This window comes from Escherichia sp. MOD1-EC5950 (assembly GCF_002965345.1).
Taxonomy (GTDB): domain Bacteria; phylum Pseudomonadota; class Gammaproteobacteria; order Enterobacterales; family Enterobacteriaceae; genus Escherichia; species Escherichia marmotae.
Genome location: NZ_PTSR01000044.1, coordinates 1 through 21,526, shown reverse-complemented (window position 1 = coordinate 21,526; position 21,526 = coordinate 1). Strand labels below are relative to the sequence as shown.

14 protein-coding genes and 9 pseudogenes are annotated in these 21,526 nt (G+C 50.3%); 3 read left to right on the top strand and 20 right to left on the bottom strand.

Going from position 1 to position 21,526, the window contains the following annotated elements:
• Window positions 1–119 precede the first annotated feature (119 nt).
• The 19 genes and pseudogenes from BEA93_RS22840 to BEA93_RS25485 all read right to left on the bottom strand — a co-directional run.
• A pseudogene (locus BEA93_RS22840) lies at window positions 120–833 on the bottom strand (IS3 family transposase); the annotation flags it as partial.
• Window positions 834–937, bottom strand: a pseudogene (locus BEA93_RS22835) (hypothetical protein); the annotation flags it as partial. It lies immediately after the preceding pseudogene.
• Window positions 938–956: 19 nt separating this feature from the next.
• Window positions 957–1,076 (bottom strand): annotated as a pseudogene (locus BEA93_RS22830) (transposase zinc-binding domain-containing protein); the annotation flags it as partial.
• Window positions 1,072–5,058 (bottom strand): hemagglutinin repeat-containing protein, encoded by a 3,987-nt coding sequence (locus tag BEA93_RS22825; protein ID WP_236942076.1) that lies wholly within the window; start codon window positions 5,056–5,058, stop codon window positions 1,072–1,074. The pseudogene BEA93_RS22830 and the gene BEA93_RS22825, both read right to left, overlap by 5 nt.
• Before the next feature lie 42 nt (window positions 5,059–5,100).
• Window positions 5,101–6,780, bottom strand: a complete 1,680-nt coding sequence (locus tag BEA93_RS22820; protein ID WP_105225105.1) for a ShlB/FhaC/HecB family hemolysin secretion/activation protein — start codon at window positions 6,778–6,780, stop codon at window positions 5,101–5,103.
• Window positions 6,781–6,795: 15 nt separating this feature from the next.
• Window positions 6,796–7,020: pseudogene (locus BEA93_RS22815) on the bottom strand (integrase core domain-containing protein); the annotation flags it as partial.
• Window positions 7,008–7,235, bottom strand: a pseudogene (locus BEA93_RS22810) (IS66 family transposase); the annotation flags it as partial. The pseudogenes BEA93_RS22810 and BEA93_RS22815, both read right to left, overlap by 13 nt.
• Before the next feature lie 140 nt (window positions 7,236–7,375).
• Window positions 7,376–7,831: a CaiF/GrlA family transcriptional regulator gene (locus BEA93_RS22805; RefSeq protein ID WP_097736445.1), complete on the bottom strand. Its 456-nt coding sequence runs from the start codon at window positions 7,829–7,831 to the stop codon at window positions 7,376–7,378.
• Between the two features lie 230 nt (window positions 7,832–8,061).
• Entirely contained in the window at window positions 8,062–9,048 is a 987-nt protein-coding gene (locus tag BEA93_RS22800; RefSeq protein WP_097736446.1) for a nuclease PIN, read from the bottom strand.
• 185 nt (window positions 9,049–9,233) lie between these two features.
• Window positions 9,234–9,797 (bottom strand): fimbrial protein, encoded by a 564-nt coding sequence (locus BEA93_RS22795; protein WP_097736447.1) that lies wholly within the window; start codon window positions 9,795–9,797, stop codon window positions 9,234–9,236.
• Between the two features lie 275 nt (window positions 9,798–10,072).
• Window positions 10,073–10,627, bottom strand: coding sequence for a fimbrial protein (locus BEA93_RS22790; protein ID WP_024212704.1), 555 nt, complete (start codon window positions 10,625–10,627; stop codon window positions 10,073–10,075).
• Window positions 10,628–10,637: 10 nt separating this feature from the next.
• On the bottom strand, window positions 10,638–11,222 hold the full coding sequence (locus BEA93_RS22785; protein WP_000251095.1) for a pilus-assembly fibrillin subunit: 585 nt from the start codon (window positions 11,220–11,222) through the stop codon (window positions 10,638–10,640).
• Between the two features lie 37 nt (window positions 11,223–11,259).
• Window positions 11,260–11,991, bottom strand: coding sequence for a fimbrial biogenesis chaperone (locus BEA93_RS22780; protein WP_024257465.1), 732 nt, complete (start codon window positions 11,989–11,991; stop codon window positions 11,260–11,262).
• Window positions 11,992–12,108: 117 nt separating this feature from the next.
• Entirely contained in the window at window positions 12,109–14,616 is a 2,508-nt protein-coding gene (locus BEA93_RS22775) for a fimbria/pilus outer membrane usher protein (RefSeq protein ID WP_097736448.1), read from the bottom strand.
• A 156-nt stretch (window positions 14,617–14,772) separates the two neighbouring features.
• Window positions 14,773–15,360, bottom strand: a complete 588-nt coding sequence (locus BEA93_RS22770; RefSeq protein WP_105225106.1) for a fimbrial protein — start codon at window positions 15,358–15,360, stop codon at window positions 14,773–14,775.
• Between the two features lie 81 nt (window positions 15,361–15,441).
• Complete coding sequence (locus BEA93_RS22765) at window positions 15,442–15,966, bottom strand: fimbrial protein (protein ID WP_097736521.1); 525 nt, start codon at window positions 15,964–15,966, stop codon at window positions 15,442–15,444.
• Window positions 15,967–16,088: 122 nt separating this feature from the next.
• Window positions 16,089–16,430 carry an adhesin biosynthesis transcription regulatory family protein gene (locus BEA93_RS22760; RefSeq protein WP_311765737.1) on the bottom strand — a complete coding sequence of 114 codons (342 nt, stop codon included), beginning with the start codon at window positions 16,428–16,430 and terminating at the stop codon, window positions 16,089–16,091.
• A gap of 435 nt (window positions 16,431–16,865) precedes the next feature.
• Window positions 16,866–17,229, bottom strand: a pseudogene (locus BEA93_RS22755) (transposase); the annotation flags it as partial.
• A 78-nt stretch (window positions 17,230–17,307) separates the two neighbouring features.
• A pseudogene (locus tag BEA93_RS25485) lies at window positions 17,308–17,446 on the bottom strand (VapC toxin family PIN domain ribonuclease); the annotation flags it as partial.
• Between the two features lie 173 nt (window positions 17,447–17,619).
• Between BEA93_RS25485 and BEA93_RS22745 the strand changes: the two are divergent.
• A pseudogene (locus BEA93_RS22745) lies at window positions 17,620–18,291 on the top strand (IS4 family transposase); the annotation flags it as partial.
• Between the two features lie 85 nt (window positions 18,292–18,376).
• Window positions 18,377–19,585 (top strand): IS256-like element IS1414 family transposase, encoded by a 1,209-nt coding sequence (locus BEA93_RS22740; RefSeq protein WP_097736554.1) that lies wholly within the window; start codon window positions 18,377–18,379, stop codon window positions 19,583–19,585.
• 1,349 nt (window positions 19,586–20,934) lie between these two features.
• Here BEA93_RS22740 and BEA93_RS22730 read toward each other — a convergent pair.
• A complete protein-coding gene (locus BEA93_RS22730) occupies window positions 20,935–21,138 on the bottom strand; it encodes a hypothetical protein (RefSeq protein ID WP_105225107.1) in 204 nt (67 codons plus the stop codon).
• Between the two features lie 170 nt (window positions 21,139–21,308).
• On the opposite strand from BEA93_RS22730, the pseudogene BEA93_RS22725 reads away from it, so the two are divergent.
• Window positions 21,309–21,526, top strand: a pseudogene (locus tag BEA93_RS22725) (putative zinc ribbon protein); the annotation flags it as partial.

The following is a 21,526-nucleotide window of genomic DNA, read 5'->3' as shown; positions in this document are numbered from 1 at the left end:
ACAGAATTCTGGAGGGTACTGATTTATCTTCCAAATAAATCAGTGTGAGTTCCTGTACGCTCGAATCGCAAAAGGTCTGAACCGCCCCGGTTTTCCTGGAGAGTGTTTTATCTGTGAACTCAGGCTGCCAGATCATCGTTTCTGATGGAAGCATAATAAACTTTTTCTGCTTCTGCCGGAGGGATATGACTCAGCCTTCCCAGCAATCGTCGATTGTTATACCAGTCCACCCACGTGAGTGTGGCCAGTTCCATTTCTGCACGGTTTTTCCAGCTCTTACGGTGTATTACCTCCGCTTTGTAAAGACCATTGATGCTCTCCGCCATCGCGTTGTCATATGAGTCGCCTGTACTCCCTGTTGATGCCAGCAGTTTTGCTTCTTTTAGTCGCTCCGTATAGGCCAGTGACACATACTGAGAGCCTTTATCGCTGTGATGGATGGTGCCAGACGGACGACGGGCCCACAACGCCTGCTCCAGTGCATCCAGCACGAATGTCGTTTCCATAGACGATGAGACTTGCCACCCCACGATGTATCCGGCAAACACATCAATGATGAACGCCACATAGACGAAGCCCTGCCATGTGCTGACGTAAGTAAAATCAGCCACCCACAGCTGGTCAGGACGTTCTGCCACGAACTGACGGTTTACGCGGTCGCCTGCGGCAACGGCTTTCCGGCTGACGGTAGTGCGGACCTTTTTACCCCGGAGAACACCGACAAGTCCCATAACCGCCATGAGACGAGCCACAGTACATCTGGCCACCCTGATTCCTTCCCGTAACAACTGGCGCCAGACTTTACGCACACCGTACACCTGATGATTTTCATCGTTTTCCAGCTTATGGCGCTTTTCTCTGAACTCTGACCAAACAACATTCGGCGTAACCTGTCGAGTTGCGCTTTCAGTCGTTCAATTTCCTGCTCATACCCAGCGCCTTATACACCTGCGGCAAAGACGATTCAGTTGTGTCGCTATCCACAGGTCAGTCGCTTTTTTTCCGCAAGACGGGCAGGTACGGCTGCCGCATGAGTTGGTCAGGTACTTTACGTGATGACAGTTCGGGTTATCACATCCGAACATCGTGGCTAGACAAGTTCACCTGTTCGGCGAGGATCTGCGTATTATGTTGCTTCGTCTGATCTTGCTGATCCACGTTAACCTTCAGCCCGATATTCAGGGGCATGCTCTGGCTGACGGATAGACTCCCACTCGCCTCAAAGCCCCAGTTATTTTTCACCTGACTATCCTTGGCCGACTCCAGCATGATACCGCCCTGTTGGGCGCTCAAGGTCACCGCCTTACCCTTGACTTGGGTGCCTTGCAGGTGCAACGCATCGCGCGCCTCGCTACCGGCGCTCAGGGTGACACTCGCCCCGCTGATCTGTCCCCCTTGCGCGGTGCTCTGCTGTTCATGTTGCATCGTCACACCCGCCTTGGCGCCGAGGCTACCGTTCCAGCTCTCACTGTCGCCGCTGCTGCGACCGCCGCCACCACTCAGCTCGCCCGACCACACGCAGCCCTCCTGTTGACGCTGCGCGTTGGCCTGACGCAGATCTAAACGATCGGCCGCTCGTAGGGTAACCTCCCCCTGACTGTCGACCTGAGCGCCCTGTAGGGTCAGCATACCGCCGCTCTCTAGGGTGACGCCGCCTGCGGAACGGATCGAGGCGGCATGCGCCTGCGAGTTGCTCTGCTGGCCATTATTCTGCCCGCCGCCTAACGCCGCGCTGCCGCTATTCATGTCACCGCTGACGCGCGCATGTGCATCGAAGCCTTGGTGACGAGTGCTGTGGCTATCTGTGGCCTGAACGATATGCAGATCGCCTGCGCTGTGGATCTGCGTCTTGCCCTGACCGCCATCCAACGTCGTCCCCTGATAGTTCCCCGTCTGCCCCAGACGAATGTCGATGCCTGATTGCGCCTGGATCGACCCACTCTGTGCTTGGGAGCGTTGCTCCTCACGGCGACGATTCTCCCCCTGGCCACTGATCGTCACACCGATATCCTTACCCGTGGTGGTGTAGACACGCAGAGTGGCACCGCCCTGGGCCGCGCTACTCTGGCTGCTGCTGCTGTCGCTCGCCGCCTCGAAGCGGTGGTTATCCGCCTGCAGCGTCACGCCCCCCATATTGGCACGGTATTGCGTGCCGCGATCGTGGATCGTGTCGCGCGCCGTGACCTCGATGGTGCCAGCCTGGATGTGGGTCGTCTTAGCTCGACTCTCGCTACGGCTTTCCGTCTGCGTCCCCCCGTTGGCGCCGATATCCAGTCCCAGGTTCGGTTTGCCCACCTTACCCAACTCATCAATGGCACCATTAACATCAAGGCTAGCAGCCTTCTGTGCCGCCCTAGCTAGGGGACGGAGTACCGCACTGTAGTTAACGTTGACCCCAACCTCGGCATCGACCCGGGTACCTTGACTACGGCTACTGTCGCGATCATGAGCCTCCAACTGCGCGACTTTGGCCGCCTGCGCGCGGTAAGCGCCACCGACCTGATGGCTTGCGCCTTGCTGAGTCAGCGTATCCTGCGCGTTGATTATCAAGTTACCCTTAATCTCACTACTACTGCCCCGCGCACGCGTCTGGTTATGTTGACTATCGCTGGTGCTGTAGTCCCCCTCGAACCCACTGCCAACCTTATCTATCCCGGCGGTAAAATAGAGCCCCCCCCCCGCCGTCTGCTTCTGGCTACGGTTCGCCTGGCTATCTTCGGCGCTCACAAACGCCACATTTTTACCGCTGATCTGCACATCGCCCGCGTTAGCCTGTAGCCGCGAGCCGGTGAACTGCACATCATCACCCGCCGTCAGTGCGACACTAGCGCCCTGGATCTGGCTACCTCGATGCGTCACGCTCTGGCTCGTCTCCTGCTGGACCGTATGTTCGAGTCCCAGGCCGACGCGGTACTGCTTGTCGCCCTGTTTTTTGGCGTAGGTCCTGGCATGCAGCGAAGTGCTTTGTTCGTCACGGCTATCGACTCTCGCCGCCGCCTTGACATCGACACGTCCGCCTGCGTTCAGGTCAACGTGTCCGTCTCCCGCCACTTGGCTGCCCAGCACCTGAATGTCCCCCGCGCTCTGCACTCGTAGATTCACGTCCGACGTCAGCTGACTGGCGCGCAACTGCTCATGGCTCTCCTTACGCTGCTGGGAGGCGGTGGTGATGTTGAAGACGCCGCCGCGCCGGCTGTTATCCTGCTCACTCGAGGTATTTACCACATGATCGATGACTACATTCCCTTGACGCGCCTGCACCACCCCGCCGCGCCCGCCCTGCGCACGGCTGCCTCTGATCGTCACACCCTGCCCGCCGCTGATCGTCAGCGTACCACCGCTCTCGACCTCGCTGGCATGGCTGCGCTCCTGGCTATGGTTGTTGTCCCGCTCACCGCCGCCGCCAATGCCGCCCCAGTAGGTATGGTTATCGACCTCGCTCTTACGGTTCGCGACATTCTGCACATCCAGCGTCACCGTCCCCGCCGCCGCGATCTCAGCATCGTTATTACTCTGGATCTGTGCGGCTTGCGCGTTCAGGTTGCCCTTCGCCTGCAACACCGCGTCATGGCCGGCGCGTAGGCTGACTTGACGTAGACGCTCCTCGCTCTGGCGCTGTTGCCAGCGCCCGCTATTCAGGCTGGCGCCCTCGTTGCGCTTATAGCCCGTCAGCTGGCTTTCATCGTGCTCACGTACGCCACGCAACGTGATGTCGCCCTGCGACCGTAGCCGAATATCCTGCCCCGCCTTCACCTCACTGCCCTCCAGACGTAAGTCGCCACGCGTGGCGCTAAGATTGGCGTTGTGGCGCGCCTCAATCCGCCCCGTCTGCACCTGTTGTTGGCTGTTATGGCGGGTTTCGTCATGTTGCCAGGAGTAAAACCAGCGATTGTCGGTCTGCTCCTGACGCTGCGTCAGGAGCTGGCCATCCAGCAAGACGTCGCCACCCTGGATCGTCACATCGTCGCCGCGCAGATCCGTCGCCGTCAGATGGTTACTCTCCGCTGCCACCAGCGTCAGGTTCTTGCCGCTGATCTCCGTACGCCGGTACCTCTGCTTCTGCTGGCTCGCGTGAACGTCGATCCCTCCGCGGTAGTTCTGATAGTTATCCTTGCCGCTGCTCTGTGTCGCACGTTCGGTGAGGGTACCTTCGGCGCGCAGTGTCTTCGCCTGTAGCGTCACATCCCCGCCACGCAGTTGCGCCGACTGTAGCGCCAGGCGATCTTTCGCCTTGACCTTGATGGCCTGCTCGGCTTGGAGGCTACCCGCCAACTTCACCCCACTCCCCTCGGCGGTATTGATGATGCGGATGCGTCCGGCCTGCATGCTACCTAGGTAGTAGCTGTCTAATGCCGTATCGTTGGGGGCTGACTCGATCTGTGTCAGATCGCGCGTCAGCCGATTGTTGCCGCTGATGGCATTAATCGCAACGGCGCGTACGGCACCGTTGCTCTCGATACGAGGGGCCACCAGATCCAGTACGTGCTCTGCCGCCACCCCTCCGCTACCGATCTGCAACAGATTGTGATTATTCAGCGTAGAATAAGCGCGCAACATACCATTCTCGATCAGCGGATTACCCACCACCAGCGAGGAGCGGGAGGTATTAATAAAGCCGCACCCGTCGCAGGTAATGCCGTTGGGGTTGGCCAAGACATAGTCCGCCGCCATGCCAAACACCTCTTGTTGACCGAGCAGCAACGAAGGGTTACGGCTGATTACCTCGTTGAGGATTACGCTGGCGCTGTGCCCGTTCAGATTCGGGTTGGCGGCCAGTTGCCCCGCTAGCTGTGACTGGCCTGCGCTCAAGGCGTTATTGAATACCGCGCCGGGCCGGTTGACGTTAAAGTCTTGATACTGGTTATGGGAGAGGCCCTGATCCGTCGGTTTAACAATGTTAACAACTTGGGTGCCATTCGCTGCCGTCGACACCCCTGGCCCCAATGCCCCACCATCCGCGACGATACCCGCAGCAAAACTGCTACAGGTGACAAAGGAGATGGCGATAATGCTCGCCAAACGTCCGGCTGAAGAGAGTTTAAAATATTGACGTGCCATAGAGATTACCTCATGTTAAGGTCAAGCAACGTTGAGAATGGGTTAAAAGGAGTAAGAAAACTGCGTAAGTAACTGAGTCGATTGTTTTGGAAAGTTATGATTGGCAAGCGCCCGGGCTCGTCCGACTTCAATGTCGAGCTGCGCGGACATCATATTCAGCGTTACACCCGCCATGGCGCCGACACCACTCTGCCATCCTTGCTGGCCGATACTCGACCGCACGCGGCCGACATCCACACCGAGGCGCGGTGTCAGCGTCAACGTACGCCACGTCACCGGACGCGACAGCGTATTCTGCCAATACCAACCGTTATCCGCCGACAGACTGCCCCGCTTGAATCCACGTATCGCACTGTGATCCGTCAGGTTGATCCATTCGATACCCGGCAACGGATCCCGACTGTATTGCCCATACCATTGGCTAGAGAAGCGGTAGTCTGCGCCGAGCAGAGTGAAACTTTGGCTTAACGAGGCGGCCAACTTCAGCTTGGTGTACTGCGCCTCTGCCCCGGTGCGTAGTCGTCCGCGATCGGCGCCCAGCACGCGCACGCCTCGCTCCACGCTGAGATTTCCCGTCGCCAGCCCGTATGGCAAGACATGCAGATGGTTAAGCCCAAGCTCCACCACGCTCAGTGTCGGGCTGCTAACCTGTAGCAGATCATCCTGTAAGTAGTTACGAATGTGCTTCGCGGTTAATTGGGCGCTCAACGTGTTAATTTGCCGCTGGCTACGTTGAATCACGTCATCGACACGCAAGCCATATTGGCTGGATGCACCATCCAGACGAATACGGGTATGCAGCAACGGCTGGTACATCAGATAGTGTGAAAAACTGGCGAACCCGCTAAAGGTCAAGGCGCCGTAAGGCAGTGAATAAAACAGCATATAGCTGCGGCTGTAACGCTCCGCAGGTCGCGCCAGCGTCGAAGAGAGGCTCAAGCTGGCGAAATCGGAGAGCCCTAAGGGGCTATCCAGCGTGGCATTACCACGCGCCACCCACTCCCCGGTTCCCTGCTGACCCGCGTTATCCAACGAGGTGCTCACCTGCCAAGGACGACTGCGTTGGTTATACAAGCGAATAACCGAGCCGCCGACCCGCTTACCCGGTACAATATCCATGCTGACGTGGTTCGAGCGCAGACGATTAGCCTGATCCAATCCCTGATCCAGTTCGCTTAAGCGCAACGGTTTGCCGATCAAGCCAGGAAACAGCCAGCGTCGGTTTACGCTCCGATCGCCCCCCTCAATACGCTCGATATACCCTTCAGTGACTCGTAGGCCTAACTCACCGCGCGCATTGGGACGCAAAAATTGCACCCGTGCCGTGATATACCCCTTATCCAAATATAAGGCGGTAATTTGTTTGGCTAACCGGTTAACATCACGACTACTAATACAGTTCGTTGGCAGCGCATCCAATGTCGCGAGATCGTGCAAGGACAATAGCGTAATCCCGGTTAAATAAACCCCACTGATCGGTAGGCAGGTGTCGATATCACGTAATTGATCCGCGCCTGCGACGGAGGGCACAGCATGTTGTTGTTTGGTTAGACGTTGCAGCGCCTGCTGCTCCAGCAATGAATTAAGCTGCCGGGTACTGTTTTGTAACGCTCGGCGCGACTCATCGGTTGGTGTATTGTCCCACTGGGAGCTCGCCCCCACACTGCTTGTTACGCACCAGATCATCACCCATAGCAGTCTACAAATTAAAGTTTTACTCATTGGATTTGCCTGCCCCTATATTTCCAGATACCTGTTATCACTTAACCCACTACTGGCCCGCTGACGCAGATATTCCCGTGGCGAGCGATAACCCAGTGCACTATGCGGATGCCATTCGTTATAATGCTCGAACGCCTCTGCAAGGCTCTTTGCTGTCGTTAGCCCGTCTGGTTTGGGCATGATATTGATGTAGTCACGCTTTATCGTTTTCACGAAGCTCTCTGCTATTCCGTTATTCTGCCGGATTCGTACAACGCCCGGTAACCACCGTAAGCATCGGCCTGAAGCACACCACTGAAATCGGCCAGATGATTCTGTGGATGTATGTCTTTCCGGTCCGGGCTGTATGCGAACCAGACCGCCGGGGGCATCTGTGAACCGGCGTTACGGTCATCACGGACGTAGACCCACAGCCAGGTTGTCCGGGTTTTACCACTGCCCGACTCCTGGACAGGCTTGCATATTTCCCGGTGACGATATGAGCCAAGAGTCCCGATACTGCATAACTGCGTTTAGGGGGGAAAGTGGTGCCTGCACGATATGGTCGTGCAGACAGCAAGTCTGTATCGGATGACTGTGATTCTCTCCTCTCAATTCAAACAGTATTTTTCATTTTGCTGTAAGTTTCTCCTGTCCGACGGTGACACATCCATTGACGAATAACTCTGAGCTCATCTTTTTTTTCTGGAGAATTTCTTTTTACTGAGGAGCGCGATTTCTGTTCTGATATTCTCTGCTGTTTCAGTCTGTTTGATTCTGTTGGCAAAGGTATTATTACAACATCTAATATTTTTAGTGCCCGTAATTTAGTCTTTACTCCATTGATAATGCAAAAAATGGTTGTCTTTTCACTTTTTATATATTTTGTTCCTTCTCTGTAAATATAATTTATCACATCAGTGGCTTGTTGTTGAGTAAGGGAAAACGCCCGGGCTACATCTTTTGTTGTCAGAAGTTGCTTGTTTCTTTTTCCCCAGATGGCAACCACCATATATAATGGTAAGTTCGAGAATCCGGATAATTTAGAAGGGATAGTATATCGTTCGTTCATGGAATATTCTCTGTCAGAATTCAAGACTCCCTCCTTCGAAAAGAGCCGGTGTTTGAAAGAGGGATGTGTGTATGTAACAAATTTTGTACACCATGTAGATTATGGTTCAAAACGAAATGAGCTATCTATAATGCAGTTAATCCATTCCATAGTGATACCATTGTTTTTCTTTGATAGTGAGGAATAATTATTCATATATGGAAAAAGCGCAAAAAAAGTTATCTATATTACTACAATACGTTCATACGGAGTACAGCACTTCCGTTGAATACCCCGGGTGTTATCTTATTTGCCTTGAACAGGGTCTCAATTTTTATCGTTTGAGTATCTGCTTGATTAAACGTCAGTTTTTCATCAGGTTTTCCGGAGGGGAAATTCAGTGTACAGGTACCACTCCCACAATTAACTTTATTTTTAACACCATCAACATAATCACTCCCCGTTATTTCAAGCTGAACATTGGCAGGAGCGGAACATGTTATTCTGGCAGCTACATCTTTTTTGACACCAGCAATGGCATCCTGAGCATTGATTGTTTTCATGTCAATATCAATGCTTGGAGAAGAAATAGAGCAGGAAGCTCTTATCTCTATTTTTACACCGCTTGTATCAATTGACGACATCGAAGCCATCAAACCAGGATATGTTTTCCACCCACCACCGGCATGACCATCATAATCACCTTTATTCTCTTCAAAAGCAGCTTTTATTGGCAATTGAACAGTATGCACGCCAGGAAACGCTGTCGTTCTGTCTATTTCCAGTTGAAATCTATCCCAGGTTGCTTTGGAAAATGTCCATTTATCTCCTGGCCAGGAACATCCAACAACACCCCATGTATGACGCTTTGGAGGAGTAACAACAGTTCTGACACCGGCAATTTGTACCTTAGAATCTTCATATGTGCTGGTTATTCTCATCCTTAATCCTGATGGATCTGTAAACCAACCATCAGGAAACTGAAACCAGTATCGGTCATGTCCCCAAATAAGGACACCTGTGGCAAAAAGGTTAGCTCTGGTATCCACTACTGTACTGCCCCCTCCGGTATGAAGCTTCAAAGGGGTAACGATGGGGGCATTGGTTTCGATATTAAAGAATAGCGGGTCAACCATGGGCTTGTAATCATTGGCCCACAACATATTACAGTATCGTAGGTCACCTGCTTGCACAAATCCACAGAACAGCAGGCATAAAGACAGAAAAAAGATTCTCACAATAAATTCTCCTTTGGCAAACGGTGAGACGGCAGAAAGTCTCGAAAAAACTGGTGAGGCCCCCGGAACTTCCGGAGACAAAACTACCCGGGGAAGACGTAAAATGAACCAAAATACATGTTTTTCACCAGAGGCAGGCCAAGAACTGCCGAAAAGTCTGCTGCAGTACTGCAGCAGAACAAAAGCTAGAAATAGCTGATACTCATATTTGCTGACGCTGAGAATGCACTGGCAGGTAGTTCTTTATTGCCTTCTTTATAAGGGATGGCCGTAAATGTAAATGTTCCGTTTTCCTGTCCTGTTAATCCGGCCTCTACAGGATAACCGATTGAATCCTGCCCGTTATGTTTACCGTCTCCTATAAGCAGCTTTGTGATGGTACCGTCCCCCTGATACAGGGCTATACCGAAATTTTCAACATTCGTTGCCAGTATATTTCTATGGTTCTTTAACATTGTTCCGGTTACCTTTACATAAGGTATCCCCTGCGTATAACTACACGTGACAGGAATACTGACTTTTTTCCAGTTCTGTTTATTTTCGACGTCAACTATTAACACATCTCCAAAATCGACCTCAACCGGTCTTCCCTGATTAATCTGGCAGGGGGGGATTTGTATTATTCCTGTGATATTTATCGGTATATCCACCGCAAGTGCCGGTATTGATGTAAACAACAGACTGGATACTATCAATTTGGTGATTATCCTTTTAAATATCATGCTCTTCCCCCCTGTTAATGCATTCATTTGTACTTCTGCCTTTTTATTCAGTGAGTTTTCTGTATTAACTCTGTTAAGCCTTTTGTTACTGTTGATTTCTGGCAACCTGCCAGTGGCTTTCTTTTATTTATGTGTGTCACTCAAAATGCAGGAAGTGATACTCGGTTAATTACCCGAGTATGCTTGTGGGAATAACACACATGCCATTGATGCTGGATACCCCCCCCGGATATTTTTGAGGGTAGATATCTTAACCACTTCGAGAAAAAATGGGTATTATTCTTCTTGTCTGTTATGTTTTATCACTTATATAAAAGCTCAAATGTTACAGTGGAGTTGTAATCTCCCGGTTGTACTCCTTTATTTGCAATGGCTTCTGATGTTGCCTGAACAAAGGCTTTAAAATCCAGAACCACACTTTCCTTATCCACTTTATCTCCCTGCCCGCCATTATGAACCTGATTCAATTTCAGAAGGCTGATACCATCAGTATCAATAATCCCTATTCCTAACTTCCCCCTGTTTATCCCATTGACTCTCAGATATCCGGGTAATTCAGGCTCTTCATCGCCTCTGAAGGTTAACTCAACCATCTTCCACATTGTATTAAGTTGGCAGTTAATCAGCCTTATCCGGAACTTCTCTTCATAGCTTTTCCCCGGCCAGATATGATAAATGCGGGACGCTGTATCCATAAACGTCACCTCCTGTGAAGATGTTGATGGATCAATCTGACAAGGACTGTCCACTAAATTACCCGTAAATAAAAGTTCGGAGGAATATCCGGGTACAGACAACAAAAGCATTGTTGATAGCAGGACGTTGAATAACACTCCATGCGCTCTGTTTCTGTTCACTGTTTTCTCCTTATTCATAATCCAGTCGCAAACTCAACAGATAATTGTCATTCTGCGGATTCGTGTACGTATTCCCCTGCGCACGATTCTTTGCCTGCGCATTTGTCAGTGCCATCTGTTGTTTTTTATTTAACCTGTAAGTGAACTGATTTGCACCGTTGTACACGAAAGCACGACCAGCACTGACTAACTGTTGTTTGGGGTGAAGCGTACCTCCCTCTTCCTTGGTCAACAGGGTACTCTGCATTACAGTTATGCTGTTTCTTTCGGTTGCTGATGTGGAAGATAACATCACACCTCCATAGCCACATCCCCGCAAATTCAGCTTCAATTCATAATGCTTTATAATTTCCCCATATTCCGGCAATGGCAATTGCACCTCATTTGTCACCAGTGTGCACGGAGATGATAGTAACGCACCACTAACCAACAACTGTCCAGTTCGACCATTGAGTTCATTCACCCACTGGTGACGGGGTTCATCTGCCGTAAAAAAGCTATCCTGCATCACCGTTTCATCTGCACGCAATACACTGTTCATGCAGCTGCTTACCAGCAGTGCAGCCAGATAGAGTCCTGTTGTTGCCCTGACCATCTTCGCCCCCTTCCTCCGGTTAACTGTCACTGCACACTTATTTTTTCACCGCTGTACAACGGTCACCACTGCAGCTGAATTGCAGAACCGGACGTCCGCCGTAGTCGTTGATGTAGCTCAGGTACGGTGTGCTGTATGTTCCTGATTTCACCGTCTGCGTGGACTTCGGCGCCAGCATCATGGCCTCAAACCTGCCTTCCTTCGCCTGCTTTTCATTGCCACCTAGACCTATCACCGTTACGTAATACGGCGTCGGGTTTTCAATCCGGTAACCTCCGCTGGTTTTGTTCAGCACCAACTGGTCCTGCCAGACTGCATTGGGTTTCGCCTCAATGGCTTTCGGGCGGTAAAACAGCTTGATTTTGGTCTGCAGGGCTATCTGCAGCACATTCGCCTTATCACTCTTTGGAGGAATTTCACGAAGGTTGAAGTAGAACAGGGATTCCCTGTCCTGTGGCAGTTTGCTGATATCCGGAGTTGTTGTCAGACGAATCATACTTTTTGTACCTGGTTCCAGGCGTTGCACCGGCGGTGTGGCAATAAGTGGGCCGGTGGTGATTTTTTCTTTTTTTTCATTCTCTATCCAGGCCTGCGCCAGATAGGGAAGTTGTTTATTATCATTAGCGATATTCAGAGCCATGGATTTTTCACCGCCGTTAAAAATTGCACGCGTACGGTCCAGGGAAATGGCTGCATGGGCTACAGATACTGCGTTCAGACACGCTACCGCCATCAGCGTTTGTTTCATCGCTGTTTTCATTCTTTGCATGTTTTCTTCTCTCAGTTCTGGTGCACCTTTATTGGTCGTCTGGCACCAGGGGGTTATTTACATATATCTGCCCATGAATGCTGACAAATAATTATTATCAGCGGGGCCATCATTCCGTTATTTCACCTTACGACAGGGCAACAGCAACTCTTGTCCCGGAACCAGTTTTTCCGGTATATCCACTACACACTGTGTCCTGCCATTCCAGCCCACATTTAAAGTTTCTCCCGGATTAACCCCACTCAACCAGCTAAGACCATTGTCAGCCACCATCCCCAGCTCACGGCCTTTCGCGTTAGTCACGCTGGCACCAAACGGCGGATGGCTGTTGTCTGCCAGACGCAGCACGGCAAACAGACGACTTCCTTTCAGGACTTCAAACTCCCTGTAACCAATGGCCCCTTCCGTCAGGACCGATTCCACCACCGAGCGGGTGGCTTCCATGTCTTCCGGCAGCTTGTTCAGGTCCACTGAGGTGGTGTTGCGGTAATAGCTGCTCACATCCGTCACCACACCAATTCCCCACCGGTTGGTGGAGACCCGACCGCCGTCGACAGGCACGCCTCCGACACCATCGGTGTCCACCAACAGCCGGGTTCCTCCGTTCATGCCTCCTGCATGCAGTGCTGCGCCTTTCGCGGTAATCGTTGCACCACCGGATGCGCTCATACCGAATGACGTGTAACCGTTCTCCACGGCAGAGAAGTTCGCTGACAGGTTGGCCAGCGGACTGCTGTGGTTGTAGTACGCGCTCATCTGACTCTGCGATGGCTGGCCACCGCCACTGCTCACACCGGCGTTAAGGCTGTAACTGCTCAGCCCTTTGTTCAGCGTGTCGCTGTACCCCACGGTGTTGGTGTAACGGTCATTACTCATGCTGCCGCTGTAGCTGGCCGTACCGGTTCCCCACGGCACGGACAGACGTATAAATGCCGAATCGTTATCCCGGCTCTGGTATTTCGAACGGGATGCAGACAGCCCCAGCGCGATATTCTTAAAGCTGAACGCATCGAAGTAGCGGTTCACCGACAGCGTGTAATAGTCAGATGTCCGGCGGTCCCAGTAAGTCTGATGGCTGTACTGCAGGTTGACCGAGGTCTTCCAGTCCTCGAAGTTCTTGTTGAGCGTGACGGTGTACAGCTCCTTCTCACGTCCCGTGAAGTCATCCCGGTAACGTGCATTGAGGTACTGGTCCATAGTCATGTAATTGCGTTCAGAGAAGCGGTAGCCTGCAAAGGTGATATCCGCATTCACGTCATCAAAACGTTTGGAGTAGCTCAGACGCCAGGATTTACCCTGCATAGTCTCTTCTCCCGGAATACGGGCCACGGACTGGGTCACATCGGCAGATACCGTACCGAACTCATTCAGGTCACGGCCCAGACCCACAGCCAGGGCGTTGTAATCCCCGGCGACGATACCGCCACCGTAAAGTGACCACTTGTTACTGATACCCCAGGATGCCTCACCGGCAGCAAAGACCGGACCTTCCGTGGTGTGCTCATAGTTACGCGAACGACCGGAAACCAGCTTGTAACGAATCTGGCCCGGACGGGTCAGATACGGCACATATGCCGTGTCCACCTGAAACGTTTTTTTCCGCCCGTCCTGCTCGATAACCTCAACATCCAGACGACCACGCACGGAGCTGTCCAGGTCCTGGATGGTGAACGGACCTGCCGGCACGGTGGAGTCATAGAGGATGCGTCCCTGCTGCGAAATCACGACGCGTGCATTCGTGTCCGCAATCCCTGAGACCTGCGGTGCATAACTGCGCAGTTTTGGCGGCAGCATGCGGTCATCACTTTCCAGACTGGCACCGGTGTAGCGCCAGGAGCTGAAAATCTCAGAATTGATGTAGTTCTCCCCCAGAGTGAGGCTGGCGCGCCAGCGCGGGATGGCGCGGTACACGTAGAAACGGCTCCAGGTGAACTGACTGTCCGTCCCCTGCGTGCTGCCGGTGGTGTGATTCAGAGTGCCCTGATAGTCCGCACGCAGACGCCAGGAACCGAAGTTGGCACCCGCAGTTCCGTTATAGCTCAGTGACTGTGACTGCTTTCCCTTATGCGGCTTGTTCACCGTCCCGTTGATGTTGTAGTCAAACAACAGCCCCGGAATACCGTTATCCCAGCGTGACGGCGGCAGCCAGGAGGCATCGGAATATTCCAGCCAGGCCTGCGGCATATTGATGTACAGCAGGCCTTCTGCGGGATTCGGGCGAACTTCCACTCCCGGCAACTGACTAAAGTCTGCGCAATGTCCGTCATTCCAGTACGTAACTTTTTCCTGAGATGCCTCTGTCAGCCCCATCCGACTGACCATCTCCGGCGTCAGACAGGCCTGCGGTAACGGCTTCTTTCCGTCCTGACCGGAAACCGGCGGCTCCAGAAACGTCACCGGAAATGCCGACGGTGAAATCCCCTGGTCATTCACCATAATTTCCATCTGGTACTGCCCGGGCATGATATATCCCGCCTGAGAGAACCGGGAAAAATCAATATTCTGTCTGTCTGCTGCATCCAGAACATCTGTATTAAAGTCGACGGCATAAGCCGGTGCGCCTGCCAGGGAAAGCAGCAGCGCATATGTAATGCCGTTAACAGCAAAAGAGGTATTATTTTTCATTATCAGCCACCACCTTTAATACAGACTGCTCCCGGAAATAAAGACAAAGTGTCCCCCTCCTGCATGCAGGATTTAATTTCAGTTCCTCTGTCAGAATATTTAATTAAATACCGGGAAGCTTCCGTCTGTTACCGGTTGTTATTTCTGTTCACCCTGTTATTCGTAATCCACCTTAAAACGTAATGCGGCATAATAATCTCCCGCCTTTAACGGCTGACCATTACGGACAACCCGCAAGGTATAATCCAGCCCCTCTTCATTTCCGTTCAGCAATAACGGCGGCATCACTTTACCGACACGGGCCGGATAGCCCTGATTATCCAGTATCTGCAGATTGATACCTTCTGCCTGACCGGTCAGCGAGAATTTGTCAGGCGTTTCGCCCTGCAGACCATCAAAGGTCACCCGGACACGGCTCGCCGTATAAACCCGTTTACCCGTTCCCGCCAGCTCACAGTTACGCAACCGCAGACGGAATTTCTTTTCAGGACCGGCGAAACTGTCCTGTAAATCACGAACCGGGATCTCCCCCATATCAATCGCCTGCCAGGTGTCTTCCATGGCTAGCGTGCAGGCCGGAGCAATCACCTGCCCCTTAAAACTCGCCCGGCCATGCCACCAGACATGCTCCTCTCCCCAGTACTCCGGCAGGGTCATCCCCGGCGGCGGAAAGGAGGGCGATGGCGCAGCCTGAGCCGCTGCACTCAAGAAAAATGTTACCGAAAGGATCATGCGCCAGAACATGCAATATCCCTTATTCTTGACCGATAATTGCAGGGGCTGACGCCCCCGCTAATCTGACGGTTAAAAACCGGAGATGAGTGCTCACTCGTAGATCAGATTAAAATTAGCAACAGCGGTGAAGTCACCTTCTTGCACAGAATCTTTTGCAATGGCTTTGACCCAAGTTGAATAATTCAGGATGTTTTCGCCTTCTTTCAGATTTTGAGAGGAGCCTGCCGTTCCATCGAAAGAAATCAGTTGTCCATCCGGCCCTGAAATAATGACAGCGGTGCCTGTATTACCGGTAGTTCCAAGTGCTTTCTTATCATTAGATACGGTAGAACCAGTAAAACTCACCTTAACGGATTTGTTTGGCTCGCAGTTAAGCAGTTTAATATTCAAAGGTTGTGTCACAGAAATGCCACCAGCATTCAGATGTGATTTGGAAACTTGTCCAAAATAGATGGACTGATTTACTGAATCAGGAGCAATACTACATGGCGCATCAATTATCGTGCCATTGAAGGTAACAGAACCTTGCCCATGACTTGAACTGGCTGCATTAACACCATAAGAAGCTAACATCGATACAAAGGCACCAGTCATAATAATTTTGCTTAATTTCATTGTTTATTCCTTAATGACAAAAGTTGAATGTGGTTTCTTTTTAAACAAAGGTATCCGAATGTTGTGAACACTCTGACATCAATGTATTCAGTAAAACATCTGTGTTATTTATAAATATAAAGCTAGCTCCCTGTCTTTTTGGCAGAGACTTCCCAAGGGATCTGAGGTATCTGCATAAATCTTGATGATCGTAGATAATAAGGAATAAGTTGATTCACTGTTAAATGAACTTTTTGAAATCTTCCTAATGCTCCTGAAAAATACCCAGAGGAAATGTTATATTGTTCACAAACCTCTCTTCTTGAATATCCCATAACCAAGAAGTCCTTCAGAGCTAAAATCATTCGTTCGCTATGGATGGGGGTTATTTCAATCAACAACCAGAACTGAATCTCAGGTACTGTTCCAGCTTTCAGATTGTCACTCTGTTTTTTACTAAGATAGAGTCTGTTATCTTCCATCATGGCATTCTCAAAAACAGTAGAGTAACTATCGCAATCAATAACAAAGAGTTAATTTGCACTCTCTGAACATGAAAACATTTTAGCATGGTGATTTAGTTTGAGAAACACAGAATTAATGAAATGATATTACATCATTCTTTTGGATTCCTAGATTTTAAATCTATAAAGCACTGTCATTTAAGCATAAAATTCTGGATTGTTTTGTTTTATATACAAAGAACACTGATGTGCTTGCATATATGCAAAACCAATTCGTTTTTGAGTAATAAAAAAATAGTCTTTTATTGGGATGTATGTCAAAAAATAGCTCTCACAAAATCCACAAAAAACGAAATTTAATTAACAAGGAAATTATACCTGTGTGCATAATTGCGGATTCAGATGTATTCGGGAGTGCTTGGAAAAGGGGGGGGGCTATTAAATTGTCAAGCATGTTTATGATACCTGCGGGGTATGAAAAGTCCCGTCACGCATCATGGCGAACAAAACGCCACAGCGCCGTCTTGCGAGAGCGATAAGTCGTTTTCCCTGGTTTATTTTTGCGTGTGTAGTAAGTCTTAGAGATCGGCTCCCTGAGCACAGTGAAAGCTGACAGGAACAACGCCCGTTTGAGGGGTTTATTGCCCCGTCTTGGCGGGTGTTCGCCACGTATTGACGAGCCGGAACGTCGGGTTACCGGCACAAGGCCCGCATAAGCAGCGAGATGTGCAGCGGAGTCGAAGGCTTGACAGCCAACCTCTGTGAGGAGTCTGGCTGCGGTCCTGACACCGACTCCGGGCATGCTGGTCAGGACCGGGTAAGGTAAAGTAACACTGAAAATGAATACGACTGACATCGCAAAATAGTGGTAAGGCCTTCAGGGGGCGGCCTTACTCCTTTATCCAGCCCAGTCTTCCAGTACTAGGCCGGCACCCGCTCAAACTCTCTCACATTATTACATTATTCGTCACCAATATTGCTCTGGCGGCGATGACATGCCCGGCGATCGCCGTGTCGTTCGGACCGATCGGCGGACCAGTATCAGCCTCGGACGAGAGCGGCGGTTTCTGGTATATAGGCTGTCTGCCCCTGAAATACCTCACACTTCCGGAAAGCGGGGACTTCCGCTGAGGAATCCCCAGAAAACAAGACAGGCATAGTGAGATGTGATCTAATTGATTGTGCTAACAATTTCAAGGAGATCACCACTATGCCTGCACGTTTATTATGCCAAAATTTCCTTAACAACATACTGGCCCCTTTGCATCTTTACCGTCAAAAATCACTGATTGACGCAACTAATGCTGTAATAAATGGCGCTTCCCTCACGCTTACCAGTATCGGGCGTCATTTAACCGGTACTGCATCAGTTAAAAACAAAATAAAGCGGGTGGATCGACTGTTGGGGAATCGACATTTGCAAAATGAGGTTTCCACCATTTTTCAGCGAATTACTCAGAAGATTACGCGGGGAATGTCTCGTGTTGTGATACTCATTGACTGGAGTGCTTATCATGCCTCTCGTTTTCAGCTTTTGCGGGCAAGCCTGGCATGTGACGGGCGTTCTTTACCGTTGATGAGTTGTGTCGTTCCATCATCGCAGACAGCGAATGCAGACGTACATGAGCGTTTTCTGGAATCGCTTGCTGAGTGCTTTTCCCCCGGGACTGATGTCATTGTTATTACAGATGCCGGTTTTCAGGGGCGATTGTTCCAACAGCTCCGCTCCCGTGGCTGGACCTATATTTGCCGGGTACTGGGCAATCATTATTACAATATTGGTGATGGCTGGGAAAAGGTGTCGGACTCTGGCACAAAAGCATCAACGACAGCAATTTATTTAGGTGAAGGCCTGCTGGGTCGAGATAAAAATGCACAGCATTAGGGGTAATGCCGAGCCTGTACATAGATTTGTGTAATTGCCTGATTTTGATATGTTCAATCCAGCATCAAATGAAGGTTAATTTATGGACGAAAAACAGTTACAGGCTCTGGCTAACGAACTGGCCAAAAACCTCAAAACCCCTGAAGACCTCAGTCAGTTTGATCGGCTGCTGAAAAAGCTCAGCGTTGAAGCCGCTCTCAATGCAGAGATGACACACCATCTTGGGTATGAGAAAAATCAGTCCAGACCAGGAGCTAACTCCCGCAACGGTTATTCCACAAAGACCGTTATCACAGGCGACGGTCCACTGGAACTGCGTACTCCGCGCGATCGTGACGGTACCTTCGAACCACAACTGGTAAAGAAAAATCAGACCCGTATTACCGGGATGGATAACCAGATCCTCTCGTTGTATGCCAAAGGGATGACCACCCGTGAGATAGCTGCTGCGTTCAAAGAACTGTATGACGCAGATGTTTCACCGGCACTGATATCAAAGGTTACCGATGCCGTGATGGAGCAGGTTGTAGAATGGCAAAACCGACCACTGGATGCTGTTTACCCCATTGTTTATCTTGACTGTATCGTCCTGAAAGTTCGGCAGGACAGTCGCGTCATCAACAAATCGGTGTTCCTGGCACTGGGCATCAATATCGAAGGTCAGAAAGAACTGCCAGGTATGTGGCTGGCCGAAAATGAAGGGGCGAAGTTCTGGCTCAATGTGCTGACTGAACTGAAAAACCGCGGTCTGAACGATATCCTCATCGCCTGTGTGGATGGCCTGAAAGGCTTACCGGATGCCATCAACACAGTATATCCGAAGGCCCGCATCCAGTTATGCATCGTGCATATGGTGCGCAACAGCCTGCGCTTCGTGTCATGGAAGGACTACAAAGCCGTCACTCGCGACCTGAAAGCGATTTATCAGGCTCCCACGGAAGAGGCAGGTCAGCAGGCACTGGAAGCGTTCGCTGCGGCCTGGGACAGTCGCTATCCTCAGATAAGCCGAAGCTGGCAGGCTAACTGGCCGAATCTTGCCACGTTCTTCGCTTATCCAACGGACATACGCAAAGTGATCTATACGACGAATGCCATCGAGTCGCTAAACAGCGTGATCCGCCATGCGATCAAAAAGCGTAAAGTGTTCCCGACAGACGACTCGGTGAAAAAAGTGGTGTGGCTGGCAATCCAGTCTGCGTCCCAGAAATGGACGATGCCGTTGAAGGACTGGCGTATGACAATGAGCCGCTTTATTATCGAGTTCGGTGACCGCCTGGACGGTCACTTCTGAGAAAAGGCATTTACACAGAATCTTAAACAGGCTCTTATATCACTCAGAAAAAAGGCGAGCATAGTTAATTGCTCAAGATATAGTCATCTGATAGCCCTTATCACCGCTCGCTTTAGCCATTTGGTTATGTGGTTGACTTTGTGCCTTCGGCTTACCTGTCTGAGAGAGAGAGGTTGCCGCTGTATTTAGCTGGATATTCGGTCTCTTATTCATGATCTCTTCGTATCTACGATGAATGATCTTTAATGTTTCTTCTAAAATTCGACGGTAATGGTTTTTTACCGAGTTGTTAGACAATGGTATATTGTGGTACACGATGCCGTTAGTTGTCCAAATAATTTTGTATACTTTACCACCAGAATAGCTATCTCGTCTGTAGGCATATTGCACCGCACTTGTTACTTTACATCCTGATAATGATGTTGAATATCCTCGATGACGCCTTTTTTTCTAAGCTTTCGCTCTGCGAAGTAGAGGCAATGTGCTGCAAATTCACTTCCCGTTGAACCTAAACCGCAAGCTACGTATTTTTTTTTATCATAATGGGGAGAGTATCCGAATCATACAAGATAGCACCTGAGTTTTTGTCGAGGATCACCATGCTGAAAGAGAAGTCTTCTACATTCATGTAGAGACTCACTAAATTACAATATTGTCCTGGAGTGATGACTTTCAACTGCATAGCTTGCATAAGGACGATCATCGGATGATCTCCACACATAAAGGATATTGCCTCTTTTCCGTGAAAATCTATATGTATTGCTTTTTTCTCAAGAACATCCCTTCGTGGATGCCCATCAACTGACCATTTGCTATCACAAGCCGCAAATTCCGACTCTCTGTATATTATTGTAGTCATATCAATGAGTTAAATCTATTCACTGTTGTTAATATACCAGATTTATAAGAAAAAGCAGCAGTTGATAGTTATTGTAATCAGAGTCAAATTTCAACGAAACAGAAGTTGCTTCTATATGGGGTTGGTTTGGGAAACGAAATTATTGTACGTTCGGAGCATTTTTTTACCAATGAGGATAAGTAACTGATTGATTCATAGTGATCAGCTATCACTTTTAAGTTATTGCTTTCTCTTATCGCATTTAGGTTATCTCATGTCCCTAAGGGAAGAGGATCTCATTCAGCCCAGATTTCATGGAGATGCCGTATACGCGCATCGCGACAGGCGAGATTGTGAAAGCTGAAAGATAAAAAGCGGCCCTGACGGCCCGACTGCGGGTAAATCCTCCGGCCATGCACAGAGCGGAATTTTCATCGCTGACAGATCGTATGGCCTTACAGGACAGTGGGTAACAGGAGAATATCTGGTCCCTCTAATGCGGGAATTCATTTTATTCACCTTTAATTTGTGGATTCACAATGAGATAACTTGTGCCGTGTTCATCGTTCATTTCTATGGCGTCAAACCCCAGGCAAGCGGCTACACGACCGCGTAGACGTTGCAATTCCCATGAGTATGCTCCACTAATATCGCTGCCGAGGCGTGGCGAGAGAATATCAGCGAAATCTTCGATATCTGAATTGTTATCCCACATGACGCGATCAGCTATTTCCTCTACGTCAGCAGTATCCAGTTCGTTACGTAAGAAGGCATAAACCTCTTGAAAGCGAGCATTGTCAGCGCCAGTGATATAAGACGGTAATGGGGCTGCGGACGATTTCCTGGACTCTCAGGAGATCGTCCGCAGCCCCATAACGGTCAAACATCGTGGCGTTAACAGATGCTCAGGAGGCATGGTTTGAGCACGATTTACATGCCCTGAGCGCGCAACAGAAGGCAGCCTGTGTGGTGCTGAATCCGGAAAAGTCCCACCCTTACATTGAGGATATGGCGATGTTTTTATTGCCCTTACCGGTCGTGCTGGAGTGGCATTGTGTGATGTGCGGCCAGTTTTTTCATGGGAAGAAGTTCTGTGAAACCTG